The organism is Pseudomonas sp. B14(2022), from assembly GCF_012030485.1.
Taxonomy (GTDB): Bacteria; Pseudomonadota; Gammaproteobacteria; order Pseudomonadales; family Pseudomonadaceae; genus Aquipseudomonas.
In genome coordinates, this window is sequence record NZ_JAAUVM010000005.1 from 213722 (window position 1) to 235978 (window position 22257).

At 60.3% G+C, this 22257-nt stretch carries 21 protein-coding genes; 14 read left to right on the top strand and 7 right to left on the bottom strand.

Annotation, left to right across the window (positions count from 1 at the left end; translation table 11 throughout):
* Positions 1-34: 34 nt before the first annotated feature.
* The 10 genes from HCF10_RS10595 (at position 35) to HCF10_RS10640 (ending at position 9572) form a co-directional block, all read left to right on the top strand.
* Positions 35-925 (top strand): NAD(+) kinase, encoded by an 891-nt coding sequence (locus HCF10_RS10595; protein ID WP_003190745.1) that lies wholly within the window; start codon positions 35-37, stop codon positions 923-925.
* Positions 922-1896, top strand: coding sequence for a metallophosphoesterase (locus HCF10_RS10600; protein ID WP_167655527.1), 975 nt, complete (start codon positions 922-924; stop codon positions 1894-1896). Before HCF10_RS10595 ends, HCF10_RS10600 begins: the two co-directional genes overlap by 4 nt.
* Entirely contained in the window at positions 1893-2762 is an 870-nt protein-coding gene (locus HCF10_RS10605; protein WP_131696621.1) for a rhomboid family intramembrane serine protease, read from the top strand. The genes HCF10_RS10600 and HCF10_RS10605 overlap by 4 nt, the downstream gene beginning before the upstream one ends.
* Positions 2763-2776: 14 nt before the next feature.
* Positions 2777-3037 (top strand): YeaC family protein, encoded by a 261-nt coding sequence (locus HCF10_RS10610; RefSeq protein WP_017738604.1) that lies wholly within the window; start codon positions 2777-2779, stop codon positions 3035-3037.
* Positions 3034-3864, top strand: a complete 831-nt coding sequence (locus HCF10_RS10615) for a DUF2797 domain-containing protein (RefSeq protein ID WP_065941225.1) — start codon at positions 3034-3036, stop codon at positions 3862-3864. The genes HCF10_RS10610 and HCF10_RS10615 overlap by 4 nt, the downstream gene beginning before the upstream one ends.
* 13 nt (positions 3865-3877) lie before the next feature.
* Positions 3878-6535, top strand: a complete 2658-nt coding sequence (pepN, locus tag HCF10_RS10620; protein ID WP_131696620.1) for an aminopeptidase N — start codon at positions 3878-3880, stop codon at positions 6533-6535.
* A gap of 148 nt (positions 6536-6683) precedes the next feature.
* Positions 6684-7400, top strand: a complete 717-nt coding sequence (locus HCF10_RS10625) for a helix-turn-helix transcriptional regulator (protein ID WP_145337283.1) — start codon at positions 6684-6686, stop codon at positions 7398-7400.
* A 51-nt stretch (positions 7401-7451) separates the two neighbouring features.
* Complete coding sequence (locus tag HCF10_RS10630) at positions 7452-7787, top strand: nuclear transport factor 2 family protein (protein WP_131696618.1); 336 nt, start codon at positions 7452-7454, stop codon at positions 7785-7787.
* 15 nt (positions 7788-7802) lie between these two features.
* Positions 7803-8906: a cell division protein ZapE gene (gene zapE / locus HCF10_RS10635; protein ID WP_167655469.1), complete on the top strand. Its 1104-nt coding sequence runs from the start codon at positions 7803-7805 to the stop codon at positions 8904-8906.
* A gap of 174 nt (positions 8907-9080) precedes the next feature.
* Entirely contained in the window at positions 9081-9572 is a 492-nt protein-coding gene (locus HCF10_RS10640) for a GNAT family N-acetyltransferase (RefSeq protein WP_131696616.1), read from the top strand.
* 104 nt (positions 9573-9676) lie between these two features.
* Here the strand turns inward: HCF10_RS10640 and HCF10_RS10645 are convergent, their stop codons facing one another.
* The 4 genes from HCF10_RS10645 to HCF10_RS10660 form a co-directional block, all read right to left on the bottom strand.
* Entirely contained in the window at positions 9677-9886 is a 210-nt protein-coding gene (locus tag HCF10_RS10645) for a hypothetical protein (protein WP_131696615.1), read from the bottom strand.
* A 142-nt stretch (positions 9887-10028) separates the two neighbouring features.
* A complete protein-coding gene (locus tag HCF10_RS10650) occupies positions 10029-12254 on the bottom strand; it encodes a TonB-dependent siderophore receptor (protein WP_167655470.1) in 2226 nt (741 codons plus the stop codon).
* A gap of 129 nt (positions 12255-12383) precedes the next feature.
* Positions 12384-14126, bottom strand: a complete 1743-nt coding sequence (locus HCF10_RS10655) for a phosphoethanolamine transferase CptA (RefSeq protein WP_167655471.1) — start codon at positions 14124-14126, stop codon at positions 12384-12386.
* A 160-nt stretch (positions 14127-14286) separates the two neighbouring features.
* Positions 14287-14466, bottom strand: a complete 180-nt coding sequence (locus HCF10_RS10660) for a DUF6026 family protein (protein WP_272954107.1) — start codon at positions 14464-14466, stop codon at positions 14287-14289.
* 270 nt (positions 14467-14736) lie between these two features.
* On the opposite strand from HCF10_RS10660, the gene gnd reads away from it, so the two are divergent.
* Genes gnd through HCF10_RS10675 form a run of 3 tightly spaced genes read left to right on the top strand, consistent with a single transcriptional unit; the run spans position 14737 to position 18061 of the window.
* Complete coding sequence (gene gnd, locus HCF10_RS10665; RefSeq protein WP_167655473.1) at positions 14737-15720, top strand: phosphogluconate dehydrogenase (NAD(+)-dependent, decarboxylating); 984 nt, start codon at positions 14737-14739, stop codon at positions 15718-15720.
* Positions 15717-17240 carry a glucose-6-phosphate dehydrogenase gene (gene zwf / locus HCF10_RS10670; RefSeq protein WP_131696611.1) on the top strand — a complete coding sequence of 508 codons (1524 nt, stop codon included), beginning with the start codon at positions 15717-15719 and terminating at the stop codon, positions 17238-17240. The genes gnd and zwf overlap by 4 nt, the downstream gene beginning before the upstream one ends.
* Positions 17237-18061 carry an HAD family hydrolase gene (locus tag HCF10_RS10675; protein WP_145337287.1) on the top strand — a complete coding sequence of 275 codons (825 nt, stop codon included), beginning with the start codon at positions 17237-17239 and terminating at the stop codon, positions 18059-18061. Before zwf ends, HCF10_RS10675 begins: the two co-directional genes overlap by 4 nt.
* Positions 18062-18126: 65 nt before the next feature.
* Here HCF10_RS10675 and HCF10_RS10680 read toward each other — a convergent pair whose 3' ends face one another.
* A complete protein-coding gene (locus HCF10_RS10680; RefSeq protein ID WP_032887053.1) occupies positions 18127-18387 on the bottom strand; it encodes a hypothetical protein in 261 nt (86 codons plus the stop codon).
* A 341-nt stretch (positions 18388-18728) separates the two neighbouring features.
* Between HCF10_RS10680 and HCF10_RS10685 the strand changes: the two genes are divergently transcribed.
* The gene (locus HCF10_RS10685) at positions 18729-20051 is read left to right on the top strand and encodes a sigma-54 dependent transcriptional regulator (protein WP_167655474.1); all 1323 of its coding nucleotides are present in this window, start codon (positions 18729-18731) and stop codon (positions 20049-20051) included.
* A 76-nt stretch (positions 20052-20127) separates the two neighbouring features.
* Here the strand turns inward: HCF10_RS10685 and HCF10_RS10690 are convergent, their stop codons facing one another.
* Both HCF10_RS10690 and HCF10_RS10695 read right to left on the bottom strand, forming a co-directional pair.
* Positions 20128-21435, bottom strand: coding sequence for a transporter (locus HCF10_RS10690; protein ID WP_167655475.1), 1308 nt, complete (start codon positions 21433-21435; stop codon positions 20128-20130).
* Between the two features lie 50 nt (positions 21436-21485).
* On the bottom strand, positions 21486-22229 hold the full coding sequence (locus HCF10_RS10695; RefSeq protein WP_053135060.1) for a hypothetical protein: 744 nt from the start codon (positions 22227-22229) through the stop codon (positions 21486-21488).
* Positions 22230-22257 lie beyond the last annotated feature (28 nt).

The window sequence follows — 22257 nt, forward strand, 5'->3', positions numbered from 1 at the left end:
TTTTTTGCCACACTCCCAATCCCGCAGGAGCCCCATGGAGCACTTTCGCAATATCGGCATTATCGGTCGCCTGGGCAGTACCCAGGTGTTGGACACCGTCCGCCGGCTGAAAAAATTCCTGCTGGAACGCCACCTGCATGTGATCCTCGAAGACACCATCGCCGAAATCCTCCCCGGCCACGGCCTGCAAACCTCCTCGCGCAAGATGCTCGGCGAAGTCTGCGACATGGTCATCGTGGTCGGCGGCGATGGCAGCCTGCTCGGCGCGGCCCGGGCCCTGGCGCGGCATAACGTGCCGGTGCTGGGGATCAACCGCGGCAGCCTGGGGTTTCTCACTGATATCCGCCCCGACGAGCTGGAAGTCGAAGTGGCCAAGGTGCTCGACGGCCATTACCTGGTGGAAAACCGCTTCCTGCTGCAGGCCGAAGTGCGCCGTCACGGCGAAGCCATCGGCCAGGGCGATGCGCTCAATGACGTGGTGCTGCACCCGGGCAAATCCACGCGGATGATCGAATTCGAGCTGTATATCGACGGCCAGTTCGTGTGCAGCCAGAAGGCCGACGGCCTGATCGTCGCCACCCCGACCGGCTCCACCGCCTACGCGCTGTCGGCCGGTGGCCCGATCATGCATCCCAAGCTCGATGCCATTGTGATCGTGCCGATGTACCCCCATATGTTGTCCAGTCGGCCAATTGTGGTCGATGGCAACAGTGAGCTGAAAATCGTGGTGTCCAAAGACATGCAGATCTACCCGCAAGTCTCCTGTGACGGGCAGAACCATTTCACCTGCGCCCCCGGTGACACCATCACCGTGAGCAAGAAGGCACAGAAGTTGCGGTTGATCCACCCGCTGGATCACAACTACTACGAAGTGTGCCGCACCAAGTTGGGCTGGGGCAGCCGCTTGGGGGGTGGAGGCGACTGATGCTCGATCCCGCGCGTAGCTACGACCTGATTGGTGACGTGCACGGTTGCGCTCATACCCTTGAGCACTTGCTCGAGCAGTTGGGCTACCACAAGCAGGCTGGCACCTGGCGCCACCCGTCGCGCATGGCGGTGTTCCTGGGCGATATCATCGACCGTGGCCCTCGCATTCGCGAGGCGCTGCATATCGTCCACGACATGGCTGAGGCCGGCCAGGCGCTGTGCATCATGGGTAACCACGAGTTCAATGCCCTGGGCTGGGCCACACCGGCGCCGCCGGGCAGTGGCAAGCAGTTCGTGCGTGAGCACACCCCACGGCATGAACGGCTGATCCACGAGACCCTGACCCAGTTCGAGCACCACCCGGCCGACTGGCACGACTTCCTCGGCTGGTTCTACGACATGCCGCTGTTTGTCGATGCCGGGCGTTTCCGCGTGGTGCATGCGTGCTGGGACGACGGCTTTATCCAGCCACTGCGCGCGACGTTCCCGGATGGCTGCATCGACCAGCACTTCCTGCAGGCCGCCGCCGTGCCCGGCAGTTTTGCCTGCAACGCCTTCGACCGCCTGTTGCGCGGCACCGATATGCGCCTGCCGGACGGCCTGACGCTGACCGGTGGCGATGGCCTGACGCGCTCGTTCTTCCGCACCAAGTTCTGGGAAGACGACCCGAAAACCTACGGCGACATCGTGTTCCAGCCCGACGCCTTGCCTGAGCCGGTGGCGCGCACGCCCTTGTCGCCCCATGAAAAAAATTCCCTGCTGCGCTACGGCGCCGACGAACCGTTGCTGTTCGTCGGCCATTACTGGCGCAGCGGCAAACCGGCGCCGATCCGCCCGAACCTGGCGTGCCTGGACTACAGCGCGGTGCTGTACGGCAAGCTGGTGGCGTATCGGCTGGACCAGGAAACCCGACTGGATCCGCATAAATTCGTATGGGTCGACGTTGAGCGACCCGAGGTGATTGTATGAGTGCCGTGCCCGTATTGCGCTTGCCGTTGAGCGTCGACCTGGGCGGTTTCGTGAAATTGCTGCAACGCATGCAAGTGCCCCATCGCGTCAGCGAGGAAGCCGGCGAGCAGGTGTTGTGGGTGCCCGAGACCATCAGCGACGACGTGCGCGTGCTGTACCAGCGCTTTCCCGCCGGTGATCCGGACCAGACGCTGGATATTCCCGAGCAGGCGCCGGTAACGCGTCCCGGCTTTGCCCAGCAAGTGCGCCATAGCCCGGTAACGGCGCTGGTGCTGCTGGCGAGCATCATTGTCGGCGCCGTGACCTTGCTGGGTGAAAACCTGCAGGCCATGAGCTGGCTGACCTTCCTGCCGTTCCGGGTGATGGGCGAGTACATCCAGTTCACGCCGTTCGCCGAGATGTTGGCCTCCGGTCAGTGGTGGCGGCTGGTCACGCCGATGCTGATCCATTTCGGCATCCTGCACCTGGCCATGAATGGCATGTGGTACTGGGAGCTGGGCCGGCGTATCGAAGTGCGCCAGGGCAGCATCAACCTGCTTGGCCTGACCCTGTTGTTCAGCCTGGTCTCCAACTACGCGCAATATGCCTACGGTGGCCCCGGTCTGTTCGGTGGCTTGTCCGGCGTGCTGTATGGCCTGCTCGGGCATTGCTGGATCTTTCAACTACTCTCGCCCAACCCGGCCTATCGCTTGCCCCGTGGGGTGCTGGTGATGATGCTGGTGTGGCTGGTGCTCTGCCTGTCAGGGCTGGTCTCGATGATCGGTTTCGGCGAAATTGCCAACGCTGCCCACGTCGGCGGCCTGGCCATCGGTTGCCTTACCGGTTTGCTGGGCGGTTTGTATAACCGTCGCAAATCCTCTCTTTGATAAGGAAGAGCCTTATGTCCTCTTTTGCTGAAATGATCGAAAACATCACCCCGGACATCTACGAGAGCCTCAAGCTCGCCGTGGAAATCGGCAAGTGGTCCGATGGCCGCAAGCTCAGTGCCGAGCAGCGCGAACTGTCCCTGCAGGCCATGATCGCCTGGGAGATCCAGAACCTGCCGGAAGACCAGCGCACCGGCTACATGGGCCCGCAGGAATGCCAGTCGAAGTCGACCACCGTGCCGAACATCCTGTTCAAGTCGGATGCGATCCATTGATTGAAATTGGTCGCGGTGCAGTCAGCAAAATGTCGGCGCAACTGGGTGAGCCGACCGTTCAATACGCGTTTCGTTTGGGCGATACCGAAGTGCCGGTCAACCCCCTGATCGGCACCCATGTACGCCTGGAATACCTCGGTGCCATCCATTGCAGCCATTGCGGCCGCAAGACCAAGACCAGCTTCAGCCAGGGCTACTGCTACCCGTGCATGACCAAGCTGGCCCAGTGTGACTTGTGCATCATGAGCCCGGAGCGTTGCCATTACGACGCCGGCACCTGCCGCGATCCTGGCTGGGGCGAGACATTCTGCATGACCGACCACGTGGTGTACCTGGCCAATTCGTCGGGGATCAAGGTCGGCATTACCCGTGCCACGCAATTGCCGACGCGTTGGCTGGACCAGGGCGCCAGCCAGGCGTTGCCGATCATGCGCGTGGCTACACGCCAGCAATCCGGGTTTGTCGAGGATGTGCTGCGCAGCCAAGTGGCGGACAAGACCAATTGGCGTGCGTTGCTCAAGGGCGATGCGGCGGCGGTGGACCTCAAGCAGGTGCGCGACGAGTTGTTCGCCTCCTGTGCCGACGGCCTGCTGCAATTACAGGAACGCTTCGGCCTGCAGGCGATCCAACCGGTAACCGACCTCGAACCGTTGGAAATCCGCTACCCGGTGGAGCAGTATCCGGCCAAGATCGTCAGCTTCAACCTGGACAAGAACCCGATTGCCGAAGGCACGCTGCTGGGGATCAAGGGCCAATACCTGATCTTCGACACCGGCGTGATCAATATTCGTAAGTACACGGCCTACCAGCTCGCCGTGCATCAGTAGAAGGATGCCACCCATGCGCACCGAACAACCGAAGATGATTTACCTGAAGGACTATCAGGCGCCGGACTACCTGATCGAAGAGACGCACCTGACCTTCGAGTTGTTCGAGGACCACAGCCTGGTCCACGCGCAGCTGGTAATGCGCCGTAACCCCGAGCGTGGCGCCGGCCTGCCGCCGCTGGTACTCGACGGCCAGCAGCTGGAGTTGCTGACGGTCAACCTCGGCGACCAGGAACTGAGCGAGGCTGACTACCAGCTGACGGACAGCCACCTGACCCTGCATCCGACCCGCGAGACCTTCACGGTCGATACCAGCGTGCGCATCCACCCGGAAAGCAACACTGCCCTGGAAGGCTTGTACAAATCCGGCAGTATGTTCTGCACCCAGTGCGAGGCCGAAGGTTTCCGCAAGATCACCTATTACCTCGACCGCCCGGACGTGATGAGTGCCTTCACCACCACGGTGATCGCCGAGCAACACCGTTACCCGGTGCTGCTCTCCAACGGCAACCCGATTGCCAGCGGCCCTGGCGAAGACGGCCGCCACTGGGCAACCTGGGAAGACCCGTTCAAGAAACCCGCCTACCTGTTCGCACTGGTGGCCGGTGATTTGTGGTGTGTCGAAGACAGCTTCACCACCATGACTAACCGTGAAGTGGCGCTGCGCATCTACGTCGAGCCGGAAAACATCGACAAGTGCCAGCACGCCATGACCAGCCTGAAAAAATCCATGCGCTGGGACGAAGAAACCTACGGCCGTGAGTACGACCTCGACATCTTCATGATCGTCGCGGTCAACGACTTCAACATGGGCGCTATGGAGAACAAGGGCCTCAATATCTTCAACTCCAGCGCCGTGCTGGCCCGGGCCGAAACCGCCACCGACGCCGCGCACCAACGGGTCGAGGCCATCGTCGCCCACGAATACTTCCACAATTGGTCGGGCAACCGTGTGACCTGCCGCGACTGGTTCCAGCTGTCGCTGAAAGAAGGTTTCACCGTGTTCCGTGATTCGGGCTTCTCCGCCGACATGAACTCCGCCACGGTCAAGCGCATCCAGGACGTGGCTTACCTGCGTACCCACCAGTTCGCCGAAGACGCCGGCCCCATGGCCCATGCGGTGCGCCCGGACAGCTTTATCGAGATATCCAACTTCTACACCTTGACCGTGTACGAAAAAGGCTCGGAAGTGGTCGGCATGATCCATACCTTGCTCGGCGCCGAAGGCTTCCGTAAAGGCAGCGACCTGTACTTCGAACGCCATGACGGCCAGGCCGTGACCTGCGACGACTTCATCAAGGCCATGGAAGACGCCAACGGCGCCGACCTCAGCCAGTTCAAGCGCTGGTACAGCCAGGCCGGTACGCCACGCCTGGCGGTGAGCGAGTCCTACGACGCTGCGGCCAAGACCTACAGCCTGACCTTCCGCCAGAGCTGCCCGGAAACCCCGGACAAGGTCGAAAAACTGCCGTTCGTAATTCCGGTCGAGCTGGGCCTGCTGGACGGGAAGGGCGCGGGCATTGCCTTGCGCCTTGTCGGTGAAGCGACAGCCGGCGGCACGTCCCGCGTGATTTCGGTGACCGAAGCCGAGCAAACCTTCACCTTCGTCGACATCGCCGAACAGCCATTGCCGTCGTTGCTGCGTGGTTTCTCGGCACCGGTGAAACTGAGCTTCCCGTACAACCGCGACCAACTGATGTTCCTGATGCAGCATGACAGCGACGGCTTCAATCGCTGGGATGCGGGGCAGCAGCTGTCGGTGCAGGTGTTGCAGGAACTGATCGGTCAGCATCAGCAGGGCAAGGCGTTGCAGATGGACCAGCGCCTGATCACGGCATTGCGCAGTGTGTTGAGCGACGAAAGCCTGGACCAGGCCATGGTTGCGGAAATGCTGTCGTTGCCGGGCGAAGCGTACCTGACGGAAATCAGTGACGTGGCGGATGTGGATGCCATCCACGCCGCGCGTGAGTTTGCGCGCAAGCAACTGGCTGACAACCTGCATGAACCGCTGTGGTTGCGTTACCAGGCCAATCGCGAGCTGTCCAAGCAGACGCCTTATGTAGCCGCCGCCGAGCACTTCGCCCGGCGTGCCTTGCAGAACATCGCGCTGTCGTACCTGATGCTCAGCGGCAAGCCCGAAGTGCTGGCGGCGACGCTTGAGCAGTTCGACACCAGCGACAACATGACCGAGCGCCTGACCGCGCTGGCGGTGCTGGTGAACTCGCCGTTCGAAGCGGAGAAGACCCAGGCGCTGGCGGTATTTGCCGAGAACTTCAAGGACAACCCATTGGTCATGGACCAGTGGTTCAGCGTGCAGGCCGGCAGCACATTGCCCGGCGGGCTGGAGCGGGTCAAGGCGTTGATGGAGCACCCGGCGTTCACTCTCAAGAACCCGAACAAAGTGCGTGCACTGATCGGCGCGTTTGCCGGGCAGAACCTGATCAACTTCCACGCCGCCGACGGTTCTGGCTACCGCTTCCTGGCGGACCTGGTGATCCAGTTGAATGCTTTCAACCCGCAGATCGCTTCGCGCCAGTTGGCGCCGCTGACCCGCTGGCGTAAATACGACAGCGCGCGCCAGGCGTTGATGAAGGCGGAGCTGGAGCGCATTCGTGGGTCGGGTGAGTTGTCCAGCGATGTGTTCGAGGTGGTGAGCAAGAGTCTTGCTTAAATAAACCGCTTCGGTAAAAAAAAACGGCCTGTTCAGGCCGTTTTTTTTGCCTCGGAGCTTCGTTCAAGGAGCGCTTTTTTGCTGCTGACGTTTCCTGGCAGAAGGCTCTGCTAAGCTTCGGCACTTTTCCTTATTCGGCAGGATCAACGTGTCGCGTACCACTCGTCTACTCACTTTGTTGCAGGCCCTGCGGGGCAAGAAACGCCCGGTGACCGCCGCCGTGCTGGCGGCGCAGTTGGAGGTGTCGGAGCGCACGCTGTACCGCGACATTGCCGAGCTGACCGCCCTGGGCGCGCCGATTTTCGGCGAGGCCGGGGTAGGGTATGTGCTGCGCAGCGGGCTGTTTCTACCGCCGTTGATGCTCAACGCCGAGGAAACCGAAGCCGTGGTGCTGGGCTTGCGTTATGTCGATCAGCGCGGGGATGAGGTGTTGAGTCGAGCCGCCGCCAATGCGCTGGCCAAGATTGCCGATGTACTTGACCCTGCCGCCCAGGAAGCCTTGCGCAACCCGACGCTATTGCCCGGCCCGCCAGGGTTCGGCTACCCGGAAAACCGCGTGCCCCTCAATGTGTTCCGCGAGGCCATCCGCAATCAGGCCAAGTTGCATATCGACTACGCCGATGCCAGCCAGACCCAGAGCCAACGCCTGATCTGGCCCCTGGCCCTGGGGTTTCTCAATGAAGTGCGGGTGGTCGTGGCCTGGTGTGAGCTACGCGGCGCCTATCGCACCTTTCGCACCGACCGCGTGGCGAGTGCCAAGGCCCTCGGTGAACGTTATCCGGGGCGGCGCAGCGACTGGCTGCGGGCCTGGCGCAAGCTGATGGAGCAGAATGAAACCGGGCCGTTTACTCCTGACAAGAACTGACACATCCCTGGCTTAGCATGGTGCCACAACCACCTAAGAAGGAGCTTTGCCATGTCCCAGCCTGAACTGGCCCCAGCCATCGCGGCTTATATCGCGGCGACCAATGCCCGCGACACCTCGGTCATTGCCCACTGTTTTGCCGACGATGCCAATGTGTTCGATGAAGGCCAGCACCAGGTGGGCACCGCCGCCATTGCGCGCTGGATGGAAGACACCGGGCGCCGTTACCAGCCGCGTGTCGAGGTGCTCAAGGTGCAGCACCGCACCGGCAAGGTGCTGGTCAGCAACGCGGTTTCCGGTAATTTCCCCGGCAGCCCGCTGGAGTTGCGCTACACCTTTCGCCTGAACGCGCAGGGCAAGATTTCACGACTGGACATCTCCCTGTAGGTCATAATCGCGGGCATGACTTTCGACTCGCCCCTCGCTGCCTACCAACACGCCATCGCCCAACAGGGTTTCGTCGTCGACGACGCCCAGCGCCGGGCGGTGGACGCCCTGCAAGCCTGCCATGCGGCCTTGCATCAAGGCCATTCGCCCGTGACTGGCGTTTACCTGTGGGGGCCAGTGGGCCGTGGCAAGACCTGGTTGATGGATCAGTTCTACCAAAGCCTGCGGGTGCCCGCACGGCGTCAGCATTTTCACCACTTCATGGGCTGGGTGCATCAGCGTCTGTTCCAGCTCACCGGCACCCATGACCCGTTGCAGGCCCTGGCGCGGGAATTGAGCCGGGAGGTGCGGGTGTTGTGTTTCGACGAGCTGTTCGTCAATGACATCGGTGACGCGATCATCCTCGGCCGGCTGTTCCAGGTCATGTTCGAGGACGGTGTGGTGATGGTCTGCACCTCCAATCAACCGCCGGCCCAGCTGTATGCCGATGGCTTCAATCGGGAGCGCTTCCTGCCGGGCATTGCGGCGATCGAGCGGCATATGCAAGTGGTGGCGGTAGACGGTGGTGAGGATCATCGCTTGCATCCCGGTATTGGCCTGCAGCGCTATTGGGTGAACCGACCCGACGCGCTGTCGAATGTGTTCGAACAATTGGCCGAAGGGCAAGCGGTAAGTCGTGGCCCGGTCACCGTTGGCCATCGTTCCATCGTTTGCGTGCAGGCCAGTGACAGCGTGCTTTGGTGCCGCTATGCCGACCTCTGCGAACAACCCCTGGCGGCGATGGATTTCATGCTGCTGTGCGATCGCTTCAAGGTGATCCTGCTGGGGGAGGTGCCGAATCTGAGTGCGCAACAGCGTCCAGGCCGGATTGCCCGTGGCACCGAGGATGGGGCCGAGCGTGTGGTAGCCGGTGATCGAGAGCTGCCGCAGTTGTCGGTGCACGACGACAGTGTGCGTCGGTTCATTGCCTTGGTGGACGAGTGCTACGACCGCAAGGTGCCGTTGTTTATCGAAGCCCAGGTGCCGCTGGAGTGCCTGTATACCGACGGTTACCTGGAGTTTCCTTTCCGTCGCACCCTGAGTCGGTTGCAAGAAATGCAGCTGCAGCGCTTCGGCTGAGACCTGTACGAAAAAAGCCCTGAATTGGCACTTTGTGCTTTTTTAGCGCCAAAGCCTTCGTGCTTTCGGGCGCACATTTGTAGTTAATCTCCTTCATCTGGTGCTGACTCCACGCTTACAATCGTGCCCCTCAAAAGGGAGCAGATTCCCTTGTAGTCGTGATCGAGGACGGAAATGGACACCCCAGATATCCTGGTGCTGCAAGCCAGCTACACCAATCCTGTGCATGCCGAAGCCATTCGCCGCGTGCTTAACCATTACGCAGAAGACCCGATGGGTGGCGGCCACAGCCTGCCCGCCGATCTACTGGAGCAACTGCCGGCCGAGCTGGCCAAGCGCCCCCATGCCTTCAGTGTATTGGCGTTTGTCGGCGGTGAGCCGGCCGGTCTGGTGAATTGCTTTGAGGGGTTCTCCACCTTTGCAAGCCGACCTTTGGTCAACGTTCACGACGTGGTGGTGATGAATGAGTTTCGCGGCTTGGGGCTGAGCCAGAAAATGCTGCTGAAGGTCGAGGAAATTGCCCGCCAGCGTGGTTGCTGCAAGATCACCCTGGAGGTGCTGGAAGGTAATGCCGTCGCCCAGTCGGCGTATCGAAAGTTTGGTTTTGATGACTCGAAGTTTGATCCGGCCCATGGGCGCATGTTGTTCTGGAACAAACCGCTTTAATAAATAGCGGGCGAAAAAAAAGGGCGCCTTTAGAGGGCGCCCAATAAACCGTTTGCCAACGGAGCGGAGTGGCCCCGGGTAGTGCGGATTAGCCAAAGATTAAATTAACTCTTGGGTTGTTCCTGTTCGGCAGTATTGGTTTTCGGTGTCTTGCCGTCGGCGGACGCCGTTTGTTCAGTCGTGCCGTGAAGTGTCTGCTGCGTGAAGGTGAAATCTTTGTAGAACTGCTTCGAACGCTCCGAGCCGCCTTCTGCAAACGCGGCAGCGGAGGTCAGGGTCATCAGGCTGGCAAGCATCAAGGTAGCAAGTTTCATCGCAGTGTTCCCATTAAGAATGATCGGTATCCGGTCGCTCCTTGATCAGAATCATGGAGCGACTATGGCGATATCTTATTAAGTGGGAGTTAACATGACGCTGATCGAAAGTTAACGATTTCGTTAACTTTGCAGACGCTGTTTATAGTCTCCAGTCCAGCGCAAGCGTGACGGCCCGTGGGTCACCCCAATACACGCCGTTATAAAAGCCGACGCGTTCGTAATATTTTTTATCAAATAGATTATTAATGTTAAGCGACGCCGAAAGATGCTCGTCGAATTGATAGCGGGACATCAGGTTGACCACGGTGTAGGCCTGTTGCGTGATCTTCGCCCGTTCGGTCACTCGTGTGTTGCCGACGAGAGCCACTGTGGGTCGATCGCTCCAATCGTAAATGTCGCTCTGCCAGTTCACCGCGCCGCCGACCGTGAGGTTGCGCCACGCACCCGGCAATCGGTAGGCGCTGGAGACCTTCAGCAGGTTCAGCGGCTGCCCGGTGTTGTTGCGTTTGCCTGAGCCGTTGACCGAATGGGTGTAGGTGTAGCCGGCCGTCAGGTTCCAATCGGGCATGATTTCCCCGGCAGCTTCCAATTCGAAGCCGTTGACCTTGTTACCTTTGCCGCCGGACTTGTAGTACTCCTCGCCTGTGGTCGGGTTCCGCGCTACCGAGTCGTCCCGCTCTGCGACGTTGTCCTGGGTGCTCCAGAAGTACGCTGCCGCCAGGTTCAAGCGTTCGCCCAGTACGCTCCCTTTAAGGCCGACCTCATAGTTGCTGCCCACCACGGGTTCCAGGTACTTCTTGCTGGCATCCTTGAGGCTTTGTGGCTTGAAGATGTCGGTGTAGCTCGCGTAGACGGTGTACTCCGGCGTCAGGTCGTAGAGTAGGCCGGCGTAGGGCGTCCACATATCATTGTGGGTCTGGCTGGTTTTGCCGGCTGCAGTAAGCTGGTCGTTGGCATCGTATTGTGGGGCCGCGCTTTTCAGTTCCCAACTGCCATAGCGGCTGCCCAGCACCGCATGCAAGCGCTCGGTAAGGCTCAGGCGCGTGGCCAGGTAGCCGGCCTTTTGTTGCTTGCTGCTGTGTTCGCCCTTGAGGTCGGTGACGGTGTCGCCGAACTTGGCGATCCCGCCCATGTATTTCCAGTCTTCGATGGTGTAGTAGCCGGCAGGTATGTTGCTGCGCATCACGGGGGAGACATCCCGCTGCGTGGCCTCGCCATAGCCCATCATCAATGCATGTTCGCGGCCCAGCAGCGCATAGCTGCCGGCGAGGTTGAGGTCGACGGCTTCCATTCTGGAGGTGCCGCGCATATGGCTCGCCCAGGCGGTCATGCCGCTGCGATCATCGTTGGGGAAGCCCGCGCCGCCGTAGTACACCTTGCCATCCGTGTCGCTCTGGCGATGGGTGTAGGCGGCCTTCACGTGCCAGTCGCCGCCCAGCCTATGGTCGAGGGTCGCGAAGGTGGTCTTGTCCGTCAGCGGCCAGGAACTCCAGTGCGCCGCCATATTGGTGGAGCGCGACAGCCCGGCCTTGCCGCCCTGGCTGTTCCAATACGGCACGGTGCCCCATGAGGTGCCTTGGACCTGCTTGTTCTGGTAATCGAAACCTACGGCCAGCACGGTATCGTCTGAAAGATCACCTTCCAGAATGCCGTAGCCGACCGCCCGCTGCAGGCCATAGTTGTCGCGGAACGATTGGCTGTCTCGGTAGGCCAGCACTGTGCGCCCGCGCAGCTTGCCGTCCAACGCCAGCGGGCCGCCCACGTCCAGGTAGCTGTAGTAGTTGTCATGGCTGCCGGCGCTGACGCCGGTTTTCGCCTGCCATTGGGCAGTCGGGCGCTTGCGCACCATATTGATGGTGGCCGAGGGGTCGCCGGCGCCGGTGGTCAATCCCGTGGCACCGCGTACCACCTCGATGTGGTCATAGATGATGGTGTCGGCGTCGGACTTCATGTAGCCGAAGGTATTGAGCATCCCGTCAATCTGGAAGTTGGTGATGCCGTAGCCGCGGGAGGAATAGGACACGCGGTCGGAGTCGTTATGCTGGACGTTGATCCCGGTGGTCTGGCGCAGCACGTCGGTCAATGTATTGAGATTGAAGTCATCCATCTGCTGGCGAGTGATCACCGAGATCGATTGTGGGGTTTCCTTGACCGACAGGTTCAGGCGGGTGGCGGTACTCATCGAGCCCGTGGTGTAGGCGCCGGTGTGTTCGGTGGTGGCACCCAGGCCTTCGGCAGAGATGTTGGTCGCGCCAAGTTCGAGCGGGGCATGTTCGGGGTCGGTTTCAGCCAGCAGGTCCGGGCTTAACGCGGCGCCGCACAGGCCGAGTGTGAGGGTCATGGAACGGGTAAAAGGCGCGAACATCGCGGAAGACTCCTTGTCGTCTTTGTGGCCACCCCGGAAAGGGAAGGCCTTGGCTCAAAGACGAAAGGAGCGGGGAAACTTTAGGCTTAAACGAGAATGATTGTTATCTATCTGGTGCAAAGCCTATTTTTACTGAAGGACCACATCGGCCGGATTAACCTTTTTTGGCTTGATCAGGCTGAAGTCAATCAAGGCCTTTTGCGGGCGCATGTAGGGGTTGCCGATCATCAGCGGGCGCGACGTGAAGCTGTCGCTCACGACGCTCTTGCTGCGGTCCAGTTCGTTGAAACTCAGCCCGGCGAGGTCGGCCCAGGTATGGATCAATTGCGAGCTGCTGTAAGGGCGTTGCAAGTCGCCTGCAAACTTCCAGTCGTGGGTTTCGCGCCATTTCGGCGAGGCATAGGCCATGAACGGAATGGTGTACATCGGCGCCGTCGGCTTGCCTTCGTTACGTCCCAGGGTGGCGTGGCCAGCCGAGTCGAATACATCTTCACCGTGGTCAGACAGGTATAGCAGGAAGCCGTTGGGATCGGTCTTGGCGTAGTCCTTGATCAGGCTAGACACCACGAAATCGTTGTACAGCACCGCATTGTCGTAGCTGTTGTAGGTGGGCAGTTGATCGTCACTGATCCCGGCAGGTACACCCTGGCGGTCGGTGAATTTGTCGAAGGTCGGCGGGTAGCGGTACTGGTAGCTCATGTGGGTACCGAGCAGGTGCACCACGATGAACTTGCGCTCGGCCGGATCGGCCAGGGCCTTGGAGAACGGTGCAAGGACGTCGCCGTCGTATTGGCGTGCGTTCTGGTTGCGGTTGTTGTTCAGGTACACCTGTTCGTCGGCCTGTTCGGAAAAGGTCGTGAGCATGGTGTTGCGCTTGGTCATGGTCTGCTGGTTGGTAATCCAGTAGGTCTTGTACCCGGCTTGTTTCATCACGCTGACGATCGACGGTGTCTTGAGGTAAAGATCGGGGTTCTCCTCGTCGGCGAACGTCAGTACCTGTTGCAGGGCTTCGATGGTATAGGGGCGCGGGGTGATGACGTTGTCGAACACCGCCAGTTGGTCGCGCAGCTTGTCCAGCTCCGGCGTGGTGTTGCGCGGATAGCCGTAGAGGCTCATGCGCTGACGGTTGGTGGACTCACCGATCACCAGCACCAGGGTCGAAGGCTGGCCGGCCATGGTGTCCTTGAGGTTGGTCAAGGGTGGGATCTGGCTGGCGCTGTCGAGCATGCCTTGCATGTTGTCCAGCTGTTCGGTGTAGCGGCGGTAGGCAACGATCATCTGCCAGGGCACAGCCGGTTCGATGCGCGATTCGAAGCGGTCGATGGCGTCGTCCAGGGTGTCGCTGCGGGCAATCTGCTTGACCAGCGGGTAACCGATAATGGCCACCAGGATCGCCGTTGCCGCCACCAGGGCCTGGCCGCGCGGCAAATACACCGGGCGTACCCGGGTCCACAGGAAAATAGCCACGGCGGTGTGGGCAATGAACGCCAGCACGATCCACCAGGCGAAGTATTGGGTGGCGTACTCGCCGGCTTCAGAGATGTTCGACTCGAACATGATGAAGATGACGCTTTGGGAAAATTCCTGCTGGTAGATGAAGAAATAACCCAGGCTGGCCATGGAACAGGCCCACAGCACCACACCGATCAGGGCGGCAAGCAAGCGCGTACGCCGGGGGAATACCAGCAGCGGCGCGAGCCATATCGCGCTCATGAAGAAGGCTTGGCGAAAACCACTGAAGCCGGAAGTGCCGCTGAGTTGGATCAGCAGTTGGGTAATGCCGGAGAAGTACCAGAAAAACAGGAATAACCAGCCAAGGCCGGCCCAATCAAAGCCTTTCGCAGACTTGGTGCTGCGTTCGAACATCGCCATCCAGTGCTCCAACCCGGTAATTTTTCAGTTGGCGCGCAGGGCTGCGCGCAACAGAGGCCACCCTTGCATGGGGTGGCCCTTGGGGGCGGGAGTATCGGGAAGGGCGTGTGAAAACTTTGTGAGATTTATGTAGCCGTTATCTTACAAAGTTATGACGGGCTCAGCAGAGCGCAGGCTGCACACCGGAAGGCTGATCAAGCTGGGCTTGAATGATATGAGCACGCAGGCGCATGACTTCCTGCTGCAGCTGTTCGTGTTCGTCTTTCAGCTGGCGCAACTCATCACGACGGATAGTGACGTAGAGGGTCTGTGGAGGACGGGTCATCTGTGCTGTGCTCATTGCTTACCTCGCAAATAGCCGGTGTGTCGCGGTGTGCCAGAACGCTTGAGTCGAGGTTCTCGGCAACAGTCGGAAGCAATTCTGAATTCTTTTTCACTTCAATGGAACTTTTTTATTTTTGGTGGTCGTGTGACTTTCGGGGGTGTGATGGTGAAACGATGGCAATTTTTTCCCATGAAACTACACGGTTCTGCCCTGGACTAACCCTCATTAGCCTCATTGCGCTATAAACTATGTCACACATTTTTTAGCAGTTAGGAGCATCAGCACATGCAACTGGGGATTATCGGACTAGGCCGCATGGGCGGGAATATTGCACGGCGCCTGATGCTCAATGGGCATACCACCGTTGTTTACGACCGTAACGAAGCATTTGTCCAAGGTTTGAGCGAAGAGGGCGCCACCGGCGTTGCCGACCTGAAGGCCCTGGTGGCCGGGCTGCAGAAACCGCGTGCTGTCTGGGTGATGTTGCCGGCAGGCGACCCCACCGAAAACACCATCAATGAACTCAGTGAGCTGCTGGAAGACGGTGACGTGATCATCGACGGCGGCAACACCAACTATAAGGATGACGTGCGTCGCGGCAAGGCCCTGGCGCAAAAAGGCCTGCACTATGTCGATGTCGGTACCTCCGGCGGCGTCTGGGGCCTGGAACGTGGCTACTGCATGATGATCGGCGGCGACACCGAGACTGTGCAGCGCCTCGACCCGATCTTCGCCAGCCTGGCACCGGGCCTGGGCAATATCCCGCGCACCAAGGACCGTTCCGCTGCGGCTGACAAACGTGCCGAGCAGGGCTACATCCACGCCGGCCCAGCGGGCTCCGGGCATTTCGTCAAGATGATCCACAACGGCATCGAGTACGGAATGATGCAGGCGTTTGCCGAAGGTTTTGACATCCTCAAGACCAAGAACTCGGAAAACCTGCCCGAAGACCAGCGCTTCGATCTCAACGTTGCCGATATCGCCGAAGTCTGGCGCCGTGGCAGCGTGGTCTCGTCCTGGTTGCTGGACCTGACCGCCGACGCCCTGGCCACCGACCCCAAGCTGGACGGTTACTCCGGTTCCGTGGCCGACAGTGGCGAAGGCCGCTGGACCATCGAAGCCGCCATGGAACAAGCCGTGCCGGTGCCGGTATTGTCCACTTCGTTGTTCGCGCGGTTCCGCTCGCGCCAGCAGAGCACCTACGGTGACAAGATGCTGTCTGCCATGCGCTTTGGCTTTGGCGGCCACGTGGAGACTTCCAAAAAATGACCGCCAACGGCAAGAAACTCAAGGCCGAACCTGCTCCACCCACCACCCTGTTTCTGTTTGGCGCCCATGGCGACCTGGTCAAACGTCTGCTCATGCCGGCGCTGTACAACCTCCGTCGTGATGGCTTGCTGGGGGATGGCTTGCGCATCGTTGGCGTTGATCACAACGCCATCAGTGATGCCGACTTCGCCAAGAAACTCGAGGACTTTATCCGCACCGAGGCGGCGAGCAAGATCAAGGGCAATGCGGATAACGCCCTCGATCCGACATTGTGGGCGCAACTGGCCAAAGGCATCAGCTACGTCGAGGGCGATTTCCTCGATGACAGCACCTACGCCGACATCGGCAAGAAGATCGCTGACAGCGGCACCGGCAACGCGGTGTTCTACCTGGCCACTGCACCGCGCTTCTTCAGTGACGTGGTGCAGCGCCTGGGCAGTGCCGGCCTGCTGACGGAAACCGATGACAGTTTCCGTCGCGTGGTGATCGAGAAGCCCTTTGGCTCCGACCTGGCCACCGCCGAAGCGTTGAACGCCAGCCTGCTCAAGGTGATGAGCGAGAAGCAGATCTATCGCATCGACCATTACCTGGGGAAGGAAACGGTGCAGAACATCCTCATCAGCCGTTTCTCCAACGTGCTGTTCGAAGCGTTCTGGAACAACCATTACATCGACCACGTGCAAATCACCGCCGCCGAAACCGTCGGCGTGGAGACGCGGGGCAATTTCTTCGAAAAAACCGGCACCCTGCGCGACATGGTGCCCAACCACCTGTTCCAGCTGCTGGCGATGGTGGCCATGGAGCCCCCGGCCGCCTTTGGTGCCGATGCGGTGCGCGGTGAAAAGGCCAAGGTCATCGGTGCGGTACGCCCGTGGTCCCTGGAAGACGCGCGGGCCAACTCGGTGCGCGGGCAATACACCGCTGGCGAAATCGCCGGCAAGTCACTGCCCGGCTACCGCGAAGAAGCCAACGTCGCTCCCGACAGCAGCACCGAGACCTTCGTCGCCCTCAAGGTGATGATCGACAACTGGCGCTGGGTCGGGGTGCCGTTCTACCTGCGCACCGGCAAGCGCATGAGCGTGCGCGACACCGAGATCGTGATCTGCTTCAAGCCGGCGCCCTATGCGCAGTTCCGCGACACCGAGGTGGATGAAGTCAAGCCCACCTACCTGAAAATCCAGATCCAGCCCAATGAAGGCATGTGGTTCGACCTGCTGGCGAAAAAGCCCGGGCCAACGCTCGACATGGCTAGCATCCAGCTGGGTTTTGCCTACAAGGACTTCTTCGAGATGCAACCGTCGACCGGGTACGAAACCCTGATCTACGACTGCATGACCGGTGACCAGACCTTGTTCCAGCGTGCCGACAACATCGAGAACGGCTGGCGTGCAGTGCAACCGTTTCTGGATGCGTGGAAGGAGGACGACGGGATCCAGACCTATAAGGCCGGTGAAGACGGGCCGGCAGCGGCTGATGTGTTGCTGGCGCGCGATGGCCGCACCTGGCACTCGCTAGGATGAGTGATGCAGCGATTCATCCCATCCGTTTTATCCTCAGCGACGTGGACGGCACCTTGCTGCATCCGGATCACAGCCTGAGCCAGCGCACCGCCGATGCGGTGAGCGCCCTGCGCGAGGCCGGGGTGTTTTTCAGCCTGGCCAGCGGGCGACCGCCGAAGGCCATGCTGCATCTGATCGAGACATTCGGGATCGATATGCCGGTGGCGGGCTTCAACGGCGGCACCTTGATCAACCCGGATGGCAGCATCCTGGTTGCCCACCACCTGCCGGCGGAGGCGGCGCTGGTGACCCTGGCGCTATTCTCGGCCGAGCCGGATGTGGAGGCGTGGGTGTTTGCCGACGGTGACTGGCTGCGCCGCGGCCCGCCAGGGCCGGTGGAACCGCGCGAAGCCCATGGCCTGGGATATGGGCCGGTGGTGGTGGAGAGTTTCGAGCCCTACCTGGATCGTATCGACAAGATCGTTGCAGCGAGCAACAACGCCCAATTGCTGGTGGCGTTGGAAGCGCAATTGCAGCCCAAGGTCCAGGGCTTGGCCCAAGTGTCGCGTTCGCAGCCGATTTATCTGGATGTGACGGCCATGTTGGCCAACAAGGGCGAGGCTTTGAAGACGCTGGCGGCGCACCTTGGGGTGCAGCTGGAACAGACGGCGGCCATCGGTGACGGGGGCAATGATCCGGCGATGTTTCAGGTGGCCGGGTTGTCGATTGCCATGGGGCAGGCGGAAGAGGTCGTCAAGCGCCAGGCCAGTGTCGTTACCGGCAGCAATGTCGAGGATGGCGCTGCCGAAGCAATCGAACGGTTTATTCTCGCGGCGCGATAAGCGTCTTAAGTTGTATTGCGCAACTTGCGATCACTGTTTTGCAGTGATCGCAAGTTGGTCGCGATTTACTTCGGCATGGCCCAGGACTGCAACTGGTAGCCATCCTTGTCGAGCTCGGCGCGGGCTTGCAACAGCAAGTCTTCCAATTGCGCCGGGTCGCTATAAGTGTTCGACGACAGTTGTTTGCTGCCGATACGGGTATTGGTGCGGTCGATGACACTCAGGCTCAGGGCGCCGTTGCCATCGTGCCAGGCCACGCATTGAAAGGGCTGGAAAGCACGGTCTGCGATCAAAAGAGCTTCGTTGATGCGGAGCGGGGCGTTCATGTGGGTCTCTCTCTAAATGCCCATTCAAGTGAGTACCGGCGGTTGGGCTGACCGTGCGGCGGGTTACTTGTACTGATGCGCGATGGCGGGGTACGGGTCACATGTTAGAGCAACAATTTTCAACTTTTCCTGACTAACGTCATGTAAGCGGCTGTTTTGAAAGCGGATTGAAAGCTTTGCGATGGCGCAACTTTCTGCCCTCTAACCCGAGCAGTGGCTTTTTGCCCGCTCTTATAGCAAAACGATACAAGCGGGCGTCAATATCTTGCTAGGGTTATCGACAGCCAATACAAACTATTGTTTCTAAATAACTTTAATAATATTGACGCCAAGGATCAGTCATGGGTGTGCCCCTCGTCCAACGTCGTTTGCTCGTGGTTGACCCCTGTGACGACTGTCACGGCTTGCTGCCCGGTTTGCGTACGGCGGGGTGGGATGTGGACAGCTGTGCACTGCAATCGGTGGGAGAGCGCTCCTGCGATGTCGGCCTGTTGCGCCTGCAGCCCTATCACCTGGAGCGGCCCGAAGCCGTCAAGGAACTGATCAGCCGCAGTGGCACCGAGTGGATCGCCGTACTCAGCCAGGATGTGCTGCGCCTGCAAAATGTGGGCGACTTCGTCTGCGAGTGGTTTTTCGACTTCCATACCTTGCCATTTGACGTCGCGCGGGTGCAGGTGACTCTGGGCCGCGCGTTTGGCATGGCGCGCCTGCGCGGCAAGGGTCACACGCCGGTTGATGAAGGGCATGAACTGCTGGGTGACAGCCGACCCATTCGTGAGCTGCGCAAATTATTGTCGAAGCTGGCGCCCACGGAGTCCCCGGTGTTGATCCGTGGCGACAGCGGCACCGGTAAGGAGTTGGTGGCCAAGACCCTGCACCGCCAGTCCCAGCGCCATGCCAAGCCCTTTGTCGCGATCAACTGCGGCGCCATTCCCGAACACCTGATCCAATCCGAGCTGTTCGGCCATGAGAAGGGCGCGTTTACCGGTGCCCATCAGCGCAAGGTCGGGCGCATTGAAGCGGCCCATGGCGGCACTCTGTTCCTCGATGAAATCGGCGATTTGCCCATGGAGCTGCAGGCCAACCTGCTGCGCTTTCTCCAGGAAAAGCAGGTCGAGCGGGTCGGCGGCAGCCAGCCCATTCCGGTCGATGTGCGAGTGCTGGCGGCCACCCACGTCGACCTCGAAGCGGCTGTCGCCAAGGGCTCTTTTCGTGAAGACTTGTACTACCGGCTCAATGTGCTGCAGGTGGTCACCGCGCCTTTGCGCGATCGCCATGGTGATGTGGCGATGTTGGCCAATCACTTTTCGCGCTTCTACAGCCAGGAAACCGGGCGCCGCCCTCGCAGCTTCAGCGATGACGCCTTGGTGGCCATGGGGCAACACCCTTGGCCGGGCAATGTGCGCGAACTGGCCAACCGCGTGCGCCGCGGCCTGGTACTCGCCGAAGGGCGTCAGATCGAAGCCGCCGATCTGGGATTGGTGGGCGAACAGGCAATTTCGCCACCCATGGCTACACTGGAAGACTACAAGCACCGCGCCGAACGCCAGGCGCTGTGCGATGTGCTTAACCGGCACAGCGACAACCTGAGTGTCGCGGCCCGCGTGCTGGGCATTTCCCGGCCGACGTTCTACCGGTTGTTGCACAAGCACCAGATCCGCTAGGGCGGGTAAACCGAAAAGCCCCGCAACGACCCTTATCGTTGCGGGGCTTTTCCTTATGGATGTTGCGTCAAGTTAATCAGAAGTAATACGGGAATTTCAGGCTGAACGTAAAGTCCGGCGCATCATCCGTCATGCCGATTGCAAGGTTCGGCACGATCGTCAGGTTATCCGACGCCGCAATGGTCATCCCCACGTTGAAATAGCCGGCGTTGGCATCGCTGGACACCACCGATTGCCAGTCGCCGCCGTTGGGCTTGAGCCTGCTCTTGCGCTGCACCAGGTCGGACACCGAGAACGACATACTCATCTTCTCGTTGAGGGCGAAGGCCACGCCGACACCGAACTGGAAACTGTCGCCCAGGCTGACCTTGCCGCCGACTTTCTGGTTGACGTCACCGCTGATGTCATCGAACGATTCTTCGAAGTTATGGGTGTAGGACAGCGAACCAAACAACACGGCAGGGTCGAAGGTCTTGACCAGGGAGATCCCCGGCGTGATCGACCAGACCCCATTGCCCGTAGGCAGGCTTTCCGGCACGAACAGGTTGTCGTTGCCGGGTGTATTGATCAGCTTGATACCAAACGGTTCTTTACCCGTAGGGGCCTTGACCCGCACCGATACCACGGCATCCGGCAGGGTGGGGGTTTCGTCGAGGAACTTGTAGGCTACGCCGAAGTTGACGTCGCCGATGGTCGGGTCGCGGGTGACCGACTGTTCCGACGTCGCGGTACCGTTGTTGCCGGCACCGGCAGACTGGTAAGTCGATTCGCGGTACACCACCGGCACGTTCACGTCGAACTGCCAGCGGTTATCGACGTTGTAGCGCCCGGTCAGGTCCAGGGTCCAGTTATCGGACTTGATTCGGTCCAGGTTGATATCGCCGAGGAAAATCGAGTCCAGCGCCAGGAACCCGTTGAGGGTCAACTGGCGGGCGTCGTAACGGGCATAGGTGACGCCGGTTTCGAAGCTGAACTTGCCATTGCCGAAAAAGCCGCTGGCTTCGTTATAGAGGTTACTGACGCTTTGCGCCGGCGCGGAGTCATCCTTGAGGGACTGGCCGTAGGAACTGCCGCCACCCCCTCCTGCGCCACCGGATGCTGCTGTGGCACCCGTGCCCGCGACGGTGGTGCCTTTGGCTTTTTGAAAGTCTGCCGGGGACTTGGCCAGGCGTTTGGGAGCCGGGGTGGCCGGTTGGTCTTCGACCTGACGCACACGCTGCTCCAGGACGGCCAGGGCTTTTTGCTGCACTTCGTATCGCTGCTTGAGTTCCAGAAGTTCCTGTTTGAGGGTTTCGATGTCGCTATCTGGCGCTGCATACAGAACAGATGCGGGCAAGAGCGTACTTAAACAGATCACAGCACGGAGCGATAACGATCGATGCATGAAATAAGCCGTCCTTTATCTAATGCGTAAGTGTCGACGGTCAGCGTAGTTCAATAACCGAGCGTGCGTAGGGCTTTGAGTTGATCCAAGTTGCAATTTAAGGCGCCGTTGTTCAAACCGTTGTTGTTCATCACTACGTTGAGTTGGGTCATGTTGTTGACGAAGTTAGTGTTGCCGGTCAGGACCGTGCCTTGCAGCACATTCCCGCCACCGATCTGCTGCAGGCTGTTGCCTTGGTTGTGGTTGGCCTGGATCGCCATCTGCAAGCCACCGTTGTTGGCCGACACGCTCACGCGGCCTGCCGCGCTGTCACCGGTCACCGTACCTCCGGCGACCAGCACTTGCCCCGATTGCACGATGTTGGAGGGTGCAAAACCGTTTTCGACGGTGATGCCCACATTGTTATAAGCGGTGTTGCCATCGCCGGCGGTACGCACGCTCTGCGTCACGCCCTGGCCGCTGCCCAGGCCGGCGCCACCGGTTACCGTGCCGGTGCCGGTGTTCGGGTTCGTGCCGTTGCCGGTCGAGCCAGTGGTTTGTACGTAGAATTGCGGGGTAATGGTCGACGAGTCGACCTGCATACTGGCCTTGCCGGTGATGCTGTCACCCACGGCATTGGTCCAGGTGCTGCTCATGACAATGCCGAAGCTGATGATTCGCCCGGGCATCACGTAACGGCCGCGCAGGTCGGCCATTTCCGAGTCCTTGAGTTCGATGGGTTTGAACCCCGACGAAGCATAAGCGGGCATTGAGGCTGCCAGACACAAGACCGTCAGCCAACGGGAAGTGTTCATCTGCTGCTCCTGGAGCGTCCTGCCCCTT